This window comes from Plantactinospora sp. KBS50, assembly GCF_002285795.1.
Taxonomy (GTDB): Bacteria; Actinomycetota; Actinomycetes; order Mycobacteriales; family Micromonosporaceae; genus KBS50.
Map to the genome: position 1 here is coordinate 4,684,249 of NZ_CP022961.1, position 16,295 is coordinate 4,700,543.

Annotated in this window: 11 protein-coding genes and 1 pseudogene; 5 read left to right on the top strand and 7 right to left on the bottom strand. The window is 73.6% G+C overall.

Annotated elements, in window-relative coordinates; genetic code table 11:
- Positions 1-55 precede the first annotated feature (55 nt).
- Positions 56-946: a cytochrome P450 gene (locus CIK06_RS20060; protein ID WP_232533746.1), complete on the bottom strand. Its 891-nt coding sequence runs from the start codon at positions 944-946 to the stop codon at positions 56-58.
- Entirely contained in the window at positions 850-1,287 is a 438-nt protein-coding gene (locus CIK06_RS31485) for a hypothetical protein (protein ID WP_232533747.1), read from the bottom strand. Before CIK06_RS31485 ends, CIK06_RS20060 begins: the two co-directional genes overlap by 97 nt.
- 116 nt (positions 1,288-1,403) lie before the next feature.
- Between CIK06_RS31485 and CIK06_RS20065 the strand changes: the two genes are divergently transcribed.
- Positions 1,404-2,177 carry a TIGR03089 family protein gene (locus tag CIK06_RS20065; protein WP_095566124.1) on the top strand — a complete coding sequence of 258 codons (774 nt, stop codon included), beginning with the start codon at positions 1,404-1,406 and terminating at the stop codon, positions 2,175-2,177.
- On the opposite strand, the gene CIK06_RS20070 is transcribed toward CIK06_RS20065, so the two are convergent.
- Positions 2,174-2,653, bottom strand: a complete 480-nt coding sequence (locus tag CIK06_RS20070) for a signal peptidase I (RefSeq protein WP_232533748.1) — start codon at positions 2,651-2,653, stop codon at positions 2,174-2,176. The two genes, CIK06_RS20065 and CIK06_RS20070, sit on opposite strands and share 4 nt — an antisense overlap.
- A gap of 184 nt (positions 2,654-2,837) precedes the next feature.
- Between CIK06_RS20070 and CIK06_RS20075 the strand changes: the two genes are divergently transcribed.
- Positions 2,838-3,386 (top strand): GNAT family N-acetyltransferase, encoded by a 549-nt coding sequence (locus CIK06_RS20075; RefSeq protein ID WP_095566125.1) that lies wholly within the window; start codon positions 2,838-2,840, stop codon positions 3,384-3,386.
- Between the two features lie 14 nt (positions 3,387-3,400).
- Here CIK06_RS20075 and CIK06_RS20080 read toward each other — a convergent pair whose 3' ends face one another.
- A complete protein-coding gene (locus CIK06_RS20080; RefSeq protein WP_095566126.1) occupies positions 3,401-3,907 on the bottom strand; it encodes a hypothetical protein in 507 nt (168 codons plus the stop codon).
- A gap of 1,128 nt (positions 3,908-5,035) precedes the next feature.
- Here CIK06_RS20080 and CIK06_RS20085 point away from each other — a divergent pair.
- Both CIK06_RS20085 and CIK06_RS20090 read left to right on the top strand, forming a co-directional pair.
- Positions 5,036-5,730: pseudogene (locus tag CIK06_RS20085) on the top strand (C39 family peptidase).
- Positions 5,731-5,990: 260 nt separating this feature from the next.
- Positions 5,991-6,740, top strand: coding sequence for a helix-hairpin-helix domain-containing protein (locus tag CIK06_RS20090; protein WP_095566127.1), 750 nt, complete (start codon positions 5,991-5,993; stop codon positions 6,738-6,740).
- 113 nt (positions 6,741-6,853) lie between these two features.
- Here CIK06_RS20090 and CIK06_RS20095 read toward each other — a convergent pair whose 3' ends face one another.
- The 3 genes from CIK06_RS20095 to gltB all read right to left on the bottom strand — a co-directional run bounded on the left by CIK06_RS20095 (position 6,854) and on the right by gltB (position 15,271).
- Entirely contained in the window at positions 6,854-8,497 is a 1,644-nt protein-coding gene (locus tag CIK06_RS20095; protein WP_095567975.1) for an APC family permease, read from the bottom strand.
- Between the two features lie 389 nt (positions 8,498-8,886).
- Entirely contained in the window at positions 8,887-10,539 is a 1,653-nt protein-coding gene (locus CIK06_RS20100) for a glutamate synthase subunit beta (protein ID WP_095567976.1), read from the bottom strand.
- Complete coding sequence (gltB, locus tag CIK06_RS20105) at positions 10,532-15,271, bottom strand: glutamate synthase large subunit (protein WP_095566128.1); 4,740 nt, start codon at positions 15,269-15,271, stop codon at positions 10,532-10,534. The genes CIK06_RS20100 and gltB overlap by 8 nt, the downstream gene beginning before the upstream one ends.
- 145 nt (positions 15,272-15,416) lie before the next feature.
- Here gltB and CIK06_RS20110 point away from each other — a divergent pair, with 145 nt between their 5' ends.
- Positions 15,417-16,265, top strand: a complete 849-nt coding sequence (locus CIK06_RS20110; RefSeq protein ID WP_095567977.1) for a GNAT family N-acetyltransferase — start codon at positions 15,417-15,419, stop codon at positions 16,263-16,265.
- Positions 16,266-16,295: the final 30 nt, after the last annotated feature.

The following is a 16,295-nucleotide window of genomic DNA, read 5'->3' on the forward strand; positions in this document are numbered from 1 at the left end:
GCGGTCCGGTCCCCGCCCCGAGCCTGCCACGCCCGTCGCGGGTACGCGGGCCGGATCAGGACATCGGGCCGGAACCGTCGACGGTCAGCCGGAAGCCGCTGCGGACCCGGGTGGGCATCCGGTGCAGCGGGATGCGCAGGTCCTGGTCGGGGACCCGGTGATCGAGCCGGGCCAGCCGGGTGGCCAGCAGGGTCAGCACGGCCATGGTGATCGCCTCGCCGGGGCAGCGGTGGCCGGTCCGCGGGTCGCCGCCGCCCTGCGGGATCAGGTCGAACTCGCCGATCGCGCGGCCGACGAACCGGTCCGGCCGGAACGCGTACGGGTCGGGCCACAGGTCCGGATGGTGGTCCTGGCCGTAGACGTCGAGCAGCACCATCGCGCCGGCCGGGATCGGCACGCCGCGGAACGTCAGGTCGCCCACCGCGAGCCCGCCGACGAACGGTGCGAAGGGGTAGAAGCGCCGCACCTCGTGTCCGAACGCCGTCGCGAAGCCGGGATCGCCGTCGGCCAGCGCGGCCCGGTGCCGCGGCCAGCGGTGCAGGGCGTGCGCGGCGAAGGTCACGAACCAACCGACGGCCACCGTCGGCCGGATCACGTTGATCAGTTCCACCGCCGCCAGTTCGCGGTCCAGCGGCTCGCCGTCGACGTCCCGATGCTCGACGACGGCCGCCAGCGCGGATCCGGGCGGTGCGGTGGCGTCGCCCCGGCGTACCGACTCGACCAGGGCGCCGAGTCGGGCCTGGGCCCGGCCGCGGGCGCGGCGCGCCCGCCAGTGCCGCGGGCCGAGGGTGGCGAAGCCGTCGACCATGGCCACCAGGTCGGCCGTCATCGCCCTGTTCGCCGGGCCGGTCAGCGGTACGCCGGCCCACCGGCAGACCCCCGCACAGATCGCCTCGACCGCCTCGTCGAAGAGGGTGACCTCGGCCCCCCGCGGCCAGCCGGCCACGGTGGCGTCCCACGCGTCGGCCACCCGGCCGGCCAGCCGGTCCACCGCGGTGGGGTCATCAGGGCGGTGAACATCGCCTTGCGGCGCAGGTGCGCCCCGCCGTCCAGGGTGTGCACGGCGCCCTCGCCGAAGAGGGTCCCGCGGACCATCTCGGGCAGCGCACCGTGCCGGCGCAGGTGCCGCTCGTCGTAGAAGAACCGGGCGGCCTCCGGACCGCACAGGCCGACCACCGGCCGGCCCGACAGCCGGGTGCCGACCGCGTCCGTACCCGCCCGCCGCCGCAGGTTGGGCAGCCAGGCGTAGCCCTCGACGGCCAGCCGGGCGGTCTGGTCAATAGGCAAAAAATACGTCACTCTGCCTATTGTTCCCCGGTAACGACCGATAAACCCCAGATCTCCGCCTGTGTCCCGGCGCGGCCCGGCGACCGGGTCCGGACGTCGCACTAGGGTGTGCGGGCATGGACGCGCCCGCCGTTGACCTCGCCGCCGCGCTGCTGCCCGATCGGGCGGACCAGCCGCTGCTCACCTTCTACGACGATGCCACGGGGGAACGGACCGAGCTGTCCGCCGTGGCGCTGGGTGATCGGGCGGCCCGGGCCACCGCGCTGCTGCGCCAGGACTGCGGGCTGGGTCCGGGTGACCGGGCCGCGGTGCTGCTGCCGCCGCACTGGCAGACCGCGGTGGTGCTGCTGGGCAGTTGGGCGGCCGGGCTGGCCGTGTCGTACCGGTCGGCCCGTACCGCCGGGCTCCCGGTGCTGGAGGCCGGCGGTGACGAGCCGCTGGACGCGGTGTTCGTGGCCGACGACCGGCTGACCGACTGGCTGGACCAGGTCCCCGAGGCCCGGCACCGGTTCCGGCTGGGTCTGGCGCCGCTGCCGCCGGGCCGGGAGCCACCGGCGGGCTACCGGGACTTCCTGGCCGCGCTGGACCGGTTCGCCGGGACCGGTACGCCTCCCGGGCCGGCGCCGTCGACGCGCCGCCGGGACGGCGACCCGGCCAGCGTGGACGGCACCAGCTTCCGGCAGTGGGGATCGCTGGCGGCGTCCCTGGCACAGCAGCACGACCTGCGCCGCGGCGACCGGGTGCTGATGGATGCGGCCGAGCGCGACCACCCGGTGTTCTGGCTGCTGGCACCGCTGGCCGCCGGGGCGTCGGTGGTGCTCTGCGCGAATCTCGACGCGACGCGACTGCCCGCCCGGATCGCCACCGAGTCCGTGAACCGCGTGCTCTAGTGCGCCTGCGCCGGCCCGGCGGGATCCGCCCCGGTGCCGGCTGCCGCGGCCGGGTCCGCCCCGGCCCGACCGGCTGCCACGGCCGGGTCCGCCGCGGTGCCGGCTGCCGTGGCGTCCGGGACCGCGTACCCGGGCACGGACGGCCAGCGCACGGTCAGCACCACCGACTCCTGTTCGGCGTACCAGGAGTGGTCCACCCCGCGTCCCCAGACCACGTACTGTCCCGGCTTGGACAGCACCACCTGCCGGCCCGGGAACTCCATCCGGAACCGGCCACTGACCAGGATCAGCAGCGCGCGCCGGGCCTCGCCGCGCACCCAGGCGGCGCGCCGGTCGCCGGGCGGGTGCATCCCCCACTTGATCTCGACCTCGTCGCTGTGCCGAAGATCGCCCGCGGGCTTGAAATGACCCAGCAGCCAGCCACGGTCGCCCGGGGCGTCCACCGCCGCGTCACCCACGTACACGCCCTCGCTCATGGCACGCCCTCGGTCATGAGCGGCGAGGCTAGCAGTTCCCGCGGTCCAGGTTCCGCGGTCCGGTTCCGCGGTCCGGTTCCGGCGGTCCGGTTCCCGCGGACCGGTTCCCGCGGGCTGCGGGGCCGGGACGCCGGGACGGCCGCCGCTACAGTCGGGCAGACGATCAAGGACGGGGGAGATTTCCATGTACGCGGTACAGCTCACCGAGGACGCCCAGCTGCGCCCCCTGGAGCCGTGGCAGGCCACCGAATTCCTCGCGCACATCGAGCGGGCCCGGCCCACCGTCGATCCGTTCATCCCGTGGGCGGGTTTCAGCACCGACCTGGACTCGGCCCGGGCGACCCTGCAGCGGTACGCCGACATGCAGGCGGCCGACACCGGACGGATCTACGGCATCTGGCTGGCGGACACCCTCGTGGGCGGGCTGATGTTCTTCCGGTTCGACGCGGACGGCGGCGGTTGCGAACTGGGATGCTGGCTGGAGGAGTCCGCGCAGGGACGGGGTCTGATCGGCACCGCCGCCCGCCGGCTGCTCGACTGGGCGTTCCGGGAGCGCGGCATGCACCGGGTGGAGTGGCACACGTCCCCGCAGAACGTCCGCAGCGGCAACGTGGCCCGGCGGCTCGGGATGACCCTGGAGGGGACGCTGCGGGAGGCGTACCCGCACGGGGGCCGGCGGCACGACACCCAGATCTGGTCGCTGCTGGCCACCGAGTGGCCCACGCCGGCCTGAGCCGCGCGGGCGGCTCAGCCGCGTTCGCGGGACGTCGGCCCCGGCCGGGACTGCTGTCCACGACCAGGGCCGACGCCCGCACCGGCACCGGGACCCGAACCGGTGCCGGGGTCGGATCGGCCGGCGGGCGGCGACCCGGCGGCCCGCGCCCGGCGTGCCTCCGCCAGCAGCCGCAGCGGGTCGCTCCGGCCGTCGACCTGGACCTCCACGCCCAGGTCACCGAGGCGTACCCGCAGACCCGTCCGGTTACGCGGACCCGTCCGGGTCTGCTGGCCGGCCAGCCAGCCGTGCAGCAGGTCGAACAGGCCCGGGAGCAGACTCTCGGCGACCACCGCGACGAGCACCCGGTCGCCCCACCCGGCCCGCCGCCCGGTCTCGGCGACGGTGAGCCGGAACTCCGGCCGCTGGTGGATCCAGTCGATCAGCGAGACCTGGACGTGCCGCGCCGGCGCGGTGATGACGAGGCGCACCGGCTGCCTGGTCGGCCGGGTGGGACACCCGGGCATGGCGGTACCGCTCATGACGTCTCTTCCGATCGTCCGTCGGGCTGGGGTCGGCACCACACCGGCGCGCGGTGACACCGCCGACCGGAACGTCAGCCCGCTCCCCTACGAAGCTTCCCCCGCGCACGCGCCGGGCCGGCGATCACCCGCGGCGCATACCACCGATGGTCCGATGTGGACCTCCTGGTGGCACCGCCCCGACGGTCTCGTCGTCCCGCACGTCCCTCTCCTGGTTCCGCCACCGGGCGGTCAGACCCGACCGGCAACCGGTGGCGGTCGGTCCGGTCTGGACCACGCGATGACCCACTGAAAATGGTCGACGCAATGTCGGCACGATACTCGGGCGCCCGCGCCATTGCCAGATCCCAATTTGCAAGCCAGTCATGGAAGTTCCACGTCACACCGTTGACCAGCATTGTCGGCAAACGGCCCGGGAAGACGAATCCGGAGTGGACTGCGCTGCGTGCCGCAACGGCCACCGCGGGCTGTCGCCCATCGCCGGCGGACCGTCGCCGACCTCGGGGTTTCGCACGCCCCGGCCGACCGGCCAGCCGCCTTCGGTCCCGGACTCCGGCTCGCCACCGCCGCACTCCGGGTCGGATTCGACGCCTCCGTACGGATGGTCACGCGCCCTTTATCCCCACCGTCCGCCGGGCCGATCATGGCCGTTCGGCAATGGAACGGCGCGGAACGGCCAGCGCATGAATCGCATTCCCGACAGCGCCGGCCAAACGACGATCTTGCCCCACCCCGGCCCGGTCCCGGCTGAAGATCAACCCGTCTACCGCGAAGTCGGGGAGTCCGGGTCGGGCGCATGGGCCGACTTCGCCGAAGTCGCGCCCGGACCTGTGGGCGGCGCCGTCCCCGATGCGCGGAACCCACCCGAACGTCCCACCCACCCCGCATGATCAACCCCGCGTGACGTCCGAATCGACGGAATCAGCCCACCCCCCAACGCGTTACACCCACCGAACCCCCACAACAGCCAGGCCCACCACCCGCCGGAACGCCCTCACCCCCGGCCAACCCCACGACGCCCCCCGGGGAACACCCCCACCCCGGCCGCGTTACACACCCACCCGGGCCACCCCACACCCCGCGCGTGACCACCCCGCGCACACCCCCACGGATGAAAGGCGATCAACCATGACCACCTTCACCCGCATCCTCACCCACACCACCAGCCCCCTCCTCCGCAAGGCCGCCCTCACCACCGCCGGCCTCGCCTTCACCACCGGCGCCATCGCCGGCCCCCTCACCCTCACCACCGAAGCCCACGCCACCCCACCCACACCGCCACACAAACCGACCGAAACAACAACGACCGCGGCCACACCAACAAGGAACTGAAACTGGACTACCAACCCCAACCCAACTTCTACTACTGCGGCCCCGCCGCCACCCGCAACGCCCTCTCCGCCGACGGCCACGGCATCTCCATGGACGACCTCGCCACCGAAATGGGCACCACCGAAAACGGCACCAACAGCGCCGAAGACACCACCCGCGCCCTCAACAAGGCCCTCGGCACCGACAAATACCACACCACCGCCCTACCCAACCCCACCATCACCCCCGAACAAACCACCCAACTCCAACACGACATCAAAACCACCATCGACGACAACCGCGCCCTCGTCGCCAACATCGCCGGCACCACCACCGACACCAACAACACCACCCACACCTACCAAGGCGGCCACTACATCGCCATCCACGGCTACCGCGACAACGCCCAACAAATCAAAATCGCCGACTCCGCCAACCCCAACGTCGCCAGCTACTGGATCACCACCACCAACCTCGCCAACTGGATGGCCACCCGCGGCTACAGCCACTAACCACACCACCACACCAACCCCGAAGGGCCGGCCCACCACAAGCCGGCCCTTCACCCACCCCGGCAACCACGCTCAGTCATACGTCAGGTACCTCAAGCCGACCGCTTGAGGTACCTGACGTATGACCCACGACAGGTCCACCCGGCCCGCCGGCGGATGGCCGACCAACCCGGGGACCCCTGTCGCCACAGCCGGTGATGTGCGAAGCTGCTTCGACTCTTTTCCGCGCCTCGGGCGCGACACGCAAGGAGGTAGCAGCCGTGACCCTCGGGCAGGCCCTGATCATCCTTTTGGTGCTGCTCATCGGTCTGGCGGTAGGCTGGCTGATTGTTGGCAAGCTCCGTGGATCGCAGAGCGGATCCGCCGACAGTCCAACCCGGACGGACGCCGCACCGGCCCAACCGTCCGTAGGCGACGTACCTGCGGACACCGACATATCCGCGCAGAGCGGCGGACCGGATCCGGCCGCGCCGGAGACCGCCGTCGACGAACCGACCGACGCCGTTCGGGACGCCGTCGCCGACGAGCCGGCCACGGCGGTCGAGGACGAACCCGCCCCGCAGGCCGTCGAAGCACCGGCGGTCCAGACCCCAGCGGTCGAACCGACGACCAGCCAGACCCCGGCCGCCGAGACCCCGGCAGCGCCGGCGGCCGAGGCCGGCGTTCCACAGCCGGCCCCGGCGCAGGCCGGCGTCGAGAGCGCACCGGCCACCCCCGCCGTACCCGAGCGGGCCGCACCGGCAGCGGAGCCGGCGGCCGAGGACGACCTGCGCCGGATCGAGGGCGTCGGCCCGAAGATGGCCACCGCGCTGCGCGGCGCGGGCATCCGGACGTACCGCCAACTCGCCGGCACCGAGGTGGCGGCGCTGCGGACCGCGGTCCGGGACGCCGGCATGCGGGTACCGGCCAGCCTGCCCACCTGGCCGCAACAGGCCGCGGTGCTCGCCGCGGACGGCCCCGACACCGCCGACGTGCTGCCCGGCCCCGGCGGGGACGAGGCCGGCGTCTGACCGACGCCGGGCCGGCGGCCCGGCCGACGCGCGGGCCGTTGCCCGCACGGCGTCGTTGACGAGGCCCCCTGCCATCGCGGCATGCGATGGCAGGGGGCCTTTTCGCCGGTACGTCAGGAGTGCGGCTGCTCGTCGTGCGGCGTCGTGTCGATGATCTCCCGAACCCGCTCGCCGGGCAGCCGGGTCCGCAACGCCATCAGGTAGATCGCTGCGCTGAACCCGAGGTTCACCACGAATCCCCAGCCCAGGCCGATCACGCCGATCCCCTCGTAGCTGCTCAGGTAGCTGATCAGGGCCAGCCCGGCGAGCCACGGCACCGTCCAGACGCCCGCCCGCCAGTTCATGTGCGGCAGGTGGACCGAGCCGGTGAGCCGGAAGGCGCCCAGCAGCACCAGGCCGATCAGCACGCCGACGAACAGCTTCCAGTTGGTGCCCCAGCCCGCCCAGAACACGATCATGTTCGAGGAGAAGAAGGCCAGGAAGGGGATCGTGTCCCCGCCCGGGAGCCGGAACGCCCGGGGGTGCTCCGGCAGTTCCCGGCGCAGCGCGGCGAAGACCAGCGGGCCGGAGCCGAACGACAGCACGGTGGCGCCGGTGACCAGGCCGACCAGTTGCTGCCAGCTCGGGAACGGCAGGAAGATGACCAGGCCGACCACGAACGCCACAACGGTGGCCACCCAGGGCACACCGGTACGGGTCAGCTTGGCGATGGACTTCGGCGCGTTGCCGTTGTGCGCCATCGCGTACCCGAGCCGGGACGTGATGGCCGTGTAGATCAGGCCGGTGTCGCCGGGCGAGACGATGGCGTCGGCGTACAGCAGCACGGCCAGCCAGGTCAGACCCAGGATCGAGGCGATGGCCGCGAGCGGACCGAACGCGTCCTTGAAGGTCAGCGCCGCCCAGCTGCCGGAGGAACCGAGGGTGTCCTCGGGTACGGCGGCGATGAACGCGATCTGGAGCGCGATGTAGATGACCATGGTCAGCAGCACCGAGCCGATCACCGCGAACGGCACGTTGCGGCGCGGGTTGCTGGATTCGCCGGCCAGTTCGATGCCCTGCCGGAACCCGAGGAACGAGAACGTGATGCCGGCGGTCGCGATGGCGGTGAAGATCCCGTGCTGGCCCGACGGGGCGAAGCCGTGGCTGGTGAAGTTGACGCCGTGGAACGCGGTGACCAGGAAGGCGACCACGACCAGCACGATGATGGCGAGCTTCCACCACACGATCACGTTGTTCAGCCTGGTGAAGAAGCGCACCCCGATCACGTTGACGACGCAGAACAGCGCCATCAGGATCACCGCGGCGACGTACCCGGCCGCGGTGAGGGTGTGTACGGTCTTGCCGGCCACCTCGTGCTCGTCGGTGAACGGGTAGTAGCGGGTCGCGTACTGGAGGGTGCCCTCGACCTCGATCGGCGCCACCACGGCCGCGGCCAGCCAGGTGATCCAGCCCATCAGGTAGCTGGCGAACCCGCCGAAGGCGTAGTGCGGAAACCGCACGACGCCGCCGGAGACCGGAAACATGGTGCCAAGCTCGGCGTAGGTCAGCCCGATCAGCATGATCATGATGCCGGCGATGAGCCAGGAGAAGACCGCCGCGGGGCCGGCGATCTGGGCGGCGTTCATCGCCCCGAACAACCAGCCCGAGCCGATGATCGAGCCGACCGCGGTGAACAGCAGCCCGATCATCCCGATGTCGCGCCGCAGCCGGGGCCGTCGGTGGGTTTCCGAGCCTTCGGGGGTCGCCGTGGTCGCCATCGTGTCCGTCCTCTCGCCGGTGGGCTGCGGCGCCCCCGCCGAGCCCGCGGGCGCCGCCGGCGGCGCGGTGCTCCGCGTCACACTGGTAGGCGAATCCGCTGCTACCCAACCGGCGTGGCGTTCACTCCTGTTCCGTTCGGGCCTCGCCGCCGCGCGGCCCGCCGGGCAACAGGACACGGGCTGCCGGCAGGCGGGAGCACCAGGACGGGCCGGCCGGGCCGGCGCAACCGGGCGGGGCAACCGGGCAGGGCCGGACAACCGGGCAGGGCCGGACAACCGGGCAGGGCCGGACAACCGGGCAGGGCCGGACAACCGGGCAGGGCCGGACAACCGGGCAGGGCCGCCCGCCGCGTACCGGACGACGGCGGGCGGCCCCGGGCCGGTACGGGTCAGAGCACCGCGAGCGGGCGGCTCGACGGCGCCACGGGGGCCGGCAACTCGCCGGCGCCACCCAGGTAGGCGTGGATGGCCGCGGCGGCCGCACGGCCCTCGGCGATGGCCCAGACGATCAGGGACGCGCCCCGGTGCATGTCACCGGCCACGAAGACGCCCGGCGCGCCGGTCTGCCAACCCGGGTCGGCGTCCAGCGCGCCGCGCGCGGTGCGGGACAGCCCGAACTGCTGCAGCAGTGGCTGCTGCTCGGTGCCCTCGAACCCGATGGCCAGCAGCACCAGGTCGGCCGGCAGCTCCCGCTCGGAACCGGGAAGCAGGGTGAGGAACCGCTGCCCGTCCCGCTTCTCCACGGTGACCTCGGCGATCCGGACCGCCCGGACCGCTCCGTTGCCGTCGTCCACGAACTCCTGCACGGCGACCGCGAACACCCGGTCGCCGCCCTCCTCGTGCGCCGGGTAGCTGCGCAGCAGCCACGGCCAGGTCGGCCACGGGTCCCGCTCGGGATCCCGGGACTGCGGCGGCTCCGGGTACAGGTCGAGCTGGTGGACGCCGGCGGCGCCCTGCCGGTGTGCCACCCCCAGGCAGTCGGCGGCGGTGTCGCCGCCACCGATGATCACCACGTGCCGGCCGGCCGCGTCGATCGAGGCGGGCGGCACACCGCCGGACGACGGGGTCGCGCCGGACCCCGGACCGCCGGACGACGAGGTCGCGTCGGACCCCGGACCGCCGGACGACGAGGTCGCGTCGGACCCCGGACCGCCGGGCGACGAGGTCGCGTCGGACGGCGGGGCCGCGTCGGACGACGCCACCGCCCGGTTGGCCGCCACCAGGTGCTCCATCGCCTGGTGTACGCCGCGCAGCGCCCGCCCCGGGGTGGCCGGGGTGTCCCGGCCGGCCAGCGCGCCGCAGGCCAGCAGCACGGCGTCGTGGTCCTGCCGCAGTTGCCCGGCGGTGACGTCGACCCCGACGTTCACCCCGGTGCGGAACTGCACGCCCTCGGCCGCGAGCTGGGCCAGCCGGCGGTCCAGGTGCACCTTCTCGAACTTGAAGTCGGGGATGCCGTACCGCAGCAGGCCGCCGATCGCGTCGTCCCGCTCGTACACCGTGACCGCGTGCCCGGCGCGGGCCAGTTGCTGCGCCGCGGCCAGGCCGGCCGGTCCCGAGCCCACCACCGCGACCCGGCGGCCGGTCGGCGGCGCGACCGGCTCGGGCGGCACCAGGCCCTGGTCGTACGCCCGGTTGATGATCTCCACCTCGACCTGCTTGATGGTCACGGCGCCCACGTCCACCGAGCCCGGCCCGTCCGGGGCCGGACCGGTCGGCACGGCCAGTACGCAGGCCGCCTCGCAGGGCGCCGGGCAGAGCCGCCCGGTGAACTCGGGGAAGTTGTTGGTGGCGTGCAGCGCCTCGATCGCCCGCGCCCACGCCCCGGTCCGGACCAGGTCGTTCCAGTCCGGGATGCGGTTGCCCAGCGGGCACGCGTCGTGGCAGAACGGGATGCCGCAGTCCATGCACCGGGTGGCCTGCTCGCGGATCAGGGTCTCCTGCGCCGGCGGGTAGACCTCCCGCCAGTCCTGGATGCGCACCGGCACCGGCCGGCGGGCCGGCAGCCGCCGGTCGTACCGCAGGAAACCGTTGGGGTCAGGCACGGGCCACCTCCTGGGCCGGGCGCGACGGGCCGCGGGCACCGGCCGGCGGGGCCGGTTGCCGGCCCCCGGCCGGTACGGCGAGCGCACTCATCACCGCGTCGTCGACGTCGTGGCCGGCAGCCTCGGCGGCCTTCATGATCTCCATCACCCGGCGGTAGTCCCGGGGTACCACCGCGGTGAACTCCCCCGCCGCGGCCGGCCACCGCTCCAGCAGCCGCCCGGCGACCGGCGAACCGGTCTCGGTGGCGTGCCGGCGCAGCAGGTCGGCCAGCAGCGTCCGCTGCTCGTCGGTGAGCGGACCCAGCTCCACCAGTTCGGGGTTGACCAGCGCCGGATCCAGCCGCCAGACGAAGGCCGTGCCGCCGGACATGCCGGCCGCGAAGTTTCGACCGGTGGAACCGAGCACCACCACCGTGCCGCCGGTCATGTACTCGCAGCCGTGGTCGCCCACCCCCTCCACCACGGCCACCGCGCCGGAGTTGCGGACCGCGAACCGCTCGCCCACCCGGCCGCGCAGGAACAGCTCGCCGCCGGTGGCGCCGTACAGGATGGTGTTGCCGGCCACGATCTGGTCCTCGGCGCGCTGCCCGGGAGCCGCCTGCGGGCTGACGAACGGCGCCTGCGGGTGCGGCCGGACCACCAGCCGGCCGCCGGAGAGCCCCTTGCCCACGTAGTCGTTGGCGTCGCCGGAGAGCCGCAGCGTCACCCCGGGCGGCAGGAACGCCCCGAACGACTGGCCGGCCGTGCCGGTCAGGGTGATCTCGATGGTGTCCGGCGGCAGCCCGGCGCCGCCGTGCCGGCGGGTCACCTCGCCGCCCAGCATCGCACCGACGCTGCGGTGCTCGTTGCGGACCGGCAGCTGCACCCGCACCGCCGTACCGTCGCGCAGCGCCGGCCCGGCCTCGGCGATCAGCTCGTTGTCCAGCGCGCCGGCCAGGCCGTGATCCTGGTCCCGGGTGCGCCGCCGGGCGGCGCCCGCGGGCAGTTCCGGCAGCGCCAGCACCCGGCTCAGGTCCAGCCCGCCGGCCTTCCAGTGGTCCACCGCGGGCAGGACGTCCAGCAGCTCGGTCGCGCCGATCGCCTCGTCCAGCGACCGCAGCCCCAGCTCGGCGAGGTACTCCCGGACCTCCTCGGCGAGGAACCGGAAGAAGTTCTCCACGAACTCGGGCCGGCCGGTGAAGCGTTCCCGCAGCACCGGGTTCTGGGTGGCGATGCCGACCGGGCAGGTGTCCAGGTGGCAGACGCGCATCATCACGCAGCCGGAGACGATCAGCGGCGCGGTGGCGAAGCCGTACTCCTCGGCGCCGAGCAGGGCCGCGACCACCACGTCCCGGCCGGTCTTGAGCTGCCCGTCCACCTGTACGGTGACCCGGTCGCGCAGCCGGTTGCGCAGCAGCGTCTGCTGCGCCTCGGCCAGTCCCAGCTCCCACGGCGTGCCGGCGTGCTTGAGCGAGTTGAGCGGGGACGCGCCGGTGCCGCCGTCGTGGCCGGAGATCAGGATGACGTCGGCCTTGAGCTTCGCCACTCCGGCCGCCACGGTGCCGACACCGACCTCGCTGACCAGCTTCACGTGCACCCGGGCGGCCGGGTTGACGCACTTGAGGTCGTGCACGAGCTGGGCCAGGTCCTCGATCGAGTAGATGTCGTGGTGCGGCGGCGGGGAGATCAGCCCGACGCCCGGGGTGGCGTGCCGGGTCCGGGCGATCCACGGCCACACCTTGTTGCCGGGCAGTTGCCCGCCCTCGCCCGGCTTGGCGCCCTGCGCCATCTTGATCTGCAGGTCGTCGGCGTTGACCAGGTACTCGCTGGTCACCCCGAACCGGCCGCTGGCGATCTGCTTGACCGCGGAGCGGCGCCGCGGGTCGTGCAGCCGCTCGACGTCCTCGCCGCCCTCGCCGGTGTTGGACTTGCCGCCCAGCCGGTTCATCGCCACGGCGAGCGTCTCGTGCGCCTCGGCGGAGATCGACCCGTAGGACATGGCGCCGGTGGCGAACCGCTTGACGATCTCGGCCACCGGCTCGACCTCGTCCAGCGGCACGGCCGGGCGGACCCCGGTGCGCAGCCGGAACAGGCCGCGCAGCGAACCGGCCCGGGCGGCCAGTTCGTCCACGGTGGCCGTGTAGCGGCGGAACACGTCGTACTGCCGGGACCGGGTGGCGTGCTGGAGCAGGAACACCGTCTCCGGGTTGAACAGGTGCAGTTCGCCGTCGCGGCGCCACTGGTACTCACCGCCGACGGCCAGCCGCCGCATCGCCGGATCGGCGCCGCCGGCCGCGACCGGACGGTCACCGGTCGCCGCGGCGTCGGCGTCGGGGGCCGCGGGCGGGTACGCCCGGGCGTGCCGGGCGGCGATCTCCGCGTGCAGGCCGGCCAGGCCGACTCCGCCGATCGTGCTGGAGGTGCCGGCGAAGTACCGCTGCACCAGCCGCTCGTCCAGGCCGACCGCCTCGAAGACCTGCGCCCCGCAGTACGAGGACACCGTCGAGATGCCCATCTTCGACATGATCTTCAGTACGCCCTTGCCGAGCGCCGTGAGGTAGTTGTGCACGGCGCTCGCCGGGTCCAGGCCGCTGAGCGCGCCGGTGCGGACCAGGTCCTCGACGGTCTCGAAGGCCAGGTACGGGTTCACCGCCGCGGCGCCGTACCCGATCAGCACGGCCGCGTGGTGCACCTCCCGGCAGTCGCCGCTCTCCACGATCAGCGCGATCCGGGTGCGGGTCTGCTCGCGCACCAGATGCTGGTGGACGGCGGCGGTGAGCAGCAGCGACGGGATCGGCGCCAGGTCGGCGGTGGAGTCGCGGTCGGAGAGCACCAGGATCCGTACGCCGTCCTCGATCGCCTCGGAGACGTGCCGGCAGATCTCGGTGAGCCGGGCGCGGATGCCGGCGGCGCCGTTGCGGATCCGGTACAGCCCGGACACCCGGACGGCCTTGAACCCGGGCATGTCGCCGTCCTCGTCGATGGACAGGATGCGGGCCAGGTCGTCGTTGTCCAGGATCGGGTACGGCAGCGCGATCTGCCGGCAGCTGGCCGGCCCGGGGTCCAGCAGGTTGCCCTCCGGCCCGATGGTGGAGCGCAGGCTGGTCACCAGCTCCTCCCGGATGGCGTCCAGCGGTGGGTTGGTGACCTGCGCGAACAGCTGGTGGAAGTAGTCGTAGAGCAGCCGGGGCCGGGTGGACAGCGGGGAGATCGGGGTGTCGGTGCCCATCGAGCCGACCGGTTCGGCGCCGACCCGCGCCATCGGGCCGAGCAGGATCTTCAGTTCCTCCTCGGTGTACCCGAAGGTCTGCTGGCGGCGCTGCACCGAGTCGTGCGTGTAGACCGTGTGCTCCCGCTTGGGCAGGTCGGTCAGCTCGATCTGGCCGGCGTGCAGCCACTCGTCGTAGGGCAGTTCGGCGGCCAGTTCGCGCTTGAGTTCGTCGTCGGTGACGATCCGGCCGGCGCCGGTGTCGACCAGGAACATCCGGCCGGGCCGCAGCCGGCCCTTGGCCACCACCGTGTCCGGTGCCAGGTCCAGGACGCCGGCCTCGCTGCCCAGCACCACCAGCCCGTCGGCGGTGCGCCACCACCGTCCCGGGCGCAGGCCGTTGCGGTCCAGCACCGCGCCCACCACCGTGCCGTCGGTGAAGGCGACCGACGCCGGCCCGTCCCACGGCTCCATCAGGTTGGCGTGGAAGCGGTAGAACGCCCGCCGGTCCGCGGGCATCGTGGGGTCGTTCTCCCACGCCTCGGGGATCATCATGAGTACGGCGTGCGGCAGCGTGCGGCCGGCCAGGTGCAGCAGTTCCAGCACCTCGTCGAAGTTCGCCGAGTCGGAGGCGGCGGGGGTGCAGACCGGCAGCAGCCGGCGGATCGCGCCGGGCAGCAGCGGGCTGGCCAGCAGCGCCTCCCGGGCCTGCATCCAGTTGCGGTTGCCGCGGATCGTGTTGATCTCGCCGTTGTGCGCCACGAACCGGTACGGGTGGGCCAGCGGCCAGGACGGGAAGGTGTTGGTGGAGAACCGGGAGTGCACCAGCGCGATGGCGCTGGCCACGCGCTCGTCCTGCAGGTCGGGAAAGAACGCCGGCAACTGGTCCGGGGTGAGCATCCCCTTGTAGACCAGCGTCCGGGCGGACAGCGACGGGAAGTACGCCGGCGCGCCGCGCTCGGCGCTCTCCCGCTCGGCCTGCTTGCGGACGCAGAACGCCACCCGGTCCAGTTCGATCCCGGACAGCGGCTCGCCGGCCCGCCCGCCGGGGGCGTCGGTCAGCCGCCGGGCGGCCAGGAAGACCTGCCGGACCACCGGCATGGCGACCAGCGCCGTCTCGCCCAGCCCGTCCGGCCGCACCGGCACGTCCCGCCAGCCGAGGATCTCCGCCCCCTCGACAACGGCGTACTTCTCCACCACCCGGCGGGCCAGCGCCGCGGCCTCGGCCTCGGCCGGCAGGAACACCAGGCCGGTGGCGTACTGGCTGGCGGGCGGCAGCGGGAAGTCCACCGCGGCGCGCAGGAACTCGTCCGGGACCTGGAGCAGGATGCCGGCGCCGTCGCCGGTGTTCGGCTCGGCGCCCCGGGCGCCACGGTGGTCCAACCGGCGCAGCGCGGACAGGCCCTGGGCGACGACGCGGTGCGAGCGCCGCCCGTACAGGTCAGCCACGAACGCCACGCCGCAGGCGTCGTGCTCGTTCGCCGGGTCGTACAGGCCGGTGTCCGGCGGAGCGGGCTGCGGCGGGAGAGGGTACGGGAAATCCACCGGGTCTCCTGTCGTCACTCACGTTCCATCGCGGTCGGGACGACGTCGGCCCTTGCTGGACTACCGAGTCTACGTGAGGGCGCGCACTACTCCACCAGGTCAGATTGATCACGCGTCCAGACTCTGGGACGTGTACTCTCACGCGGTGCCTGATGAGCGGGATGCGCTTTTCGATCGGCTGGAACGCTTCTATGACGCCGTACCGCGGGACGCCGCCCGGGCCGAGCAGTTCGGCTCGCTGGTGCTGTTCGTTCGCGAATCGGTTGGCGGCTGGCCATTTTACGCCCGGCCCCGGCTGGATGCCAGCGATCCGCCGTCCGCGGCCGACGTCACGTCGGTCCGCGCCCGGCAGCGCGACCTCGGCCTGCCGGAGGCGTTCGAGTGGGTGCACGAGCGCAGCCCGGACCTGCTGGCGGTGGCCCGCTCGGCCGGGCTGAGCGTGCTGGAGGCGCCGCTCATGGTGCTCGACCCGGCCGCGCTGCCCACCCCGGCCGAGCTGTCCGACGTACCGGTGCGGATCCTCGACCCGGCCGCGCCGGACTTCGCGGCCGGGCTGGCGGCCCAGCGCGCGGTGGCGGCCATCGGGTTCTCCGCCGCCGGCACCGCCCGCGGCGACGCCGGACCGGCCGAGCGGGACGCCGCGGTGGTCCGGCCGGCCCCGGCGGACCTGGCCGAGGAGCAGGCCAGGGCGGAGTCGAAGAGCCGGCTGACCGCCCTGGCCGAGGCGCCCGGCAACGGCGCGGTGGGCAGCGGCCGGGCGATGCGGGTCGGCGAGGTCGCCGAACTCGCCGGGATCGCCACCCTGCCCCGGGCGCGGCGCCGCGGGGTGGGCGCCGCCGTCACGGCCGCGCTCGCCCGCCGGCTGCTGGACGACGGCGCCGAGCTGATCTTTCTCTCCGCCGGCAGCGAGGACATCGCCCGGGTCTACCTGCGGGCCGGCTTCCGGCGCGTGGGCACCGCCTGCATCGCCGAACCCGCCGCCGTGCTGGCCTGACCCGCCGCGGGCCACCGGCCAGGGCGACCG

Bases quoted from the DNA above. Each gene is read 5' to 3' on its own strand.
- CIK06_RS20080 (WP_095566126.1), bottom strand. From the start codon at position 3,907: ATGAGCGGTACCGCCATGCCCGGGTGTCCCACCCGGCCGACCAGGCAG.
- CIK06_RS20095 (WP_095567975.1), bottom strand. From the start codon at position 8,497: ATGGCGACCACGGCGACCCCCGAAGGCTCGGAAACCCACCGACGGCCC.
- CIK06_RS20075 (WP_095566125.1), top strand. From the start codon at position 2,838: ATGTACGCGGTACAGCTCACCGAGGACGCCCAGCTGCGCCCCCTGGAG.
- CIK06_RS20065 (WP_095566124.1), top strand. From the start codon at position 1,404: ATGGACGCGCCCGCCGTTGACCTCGCCGCCGCGCTGCTGCCCGATCGG.
- CIK06_RS20070 (WP_232533748.1), bottom strand. From the start codon at position 2,653: ATGAGCGAGGGCGTGTACGTGGGTGACGCGGCGGTGGACGCCCCGGGC.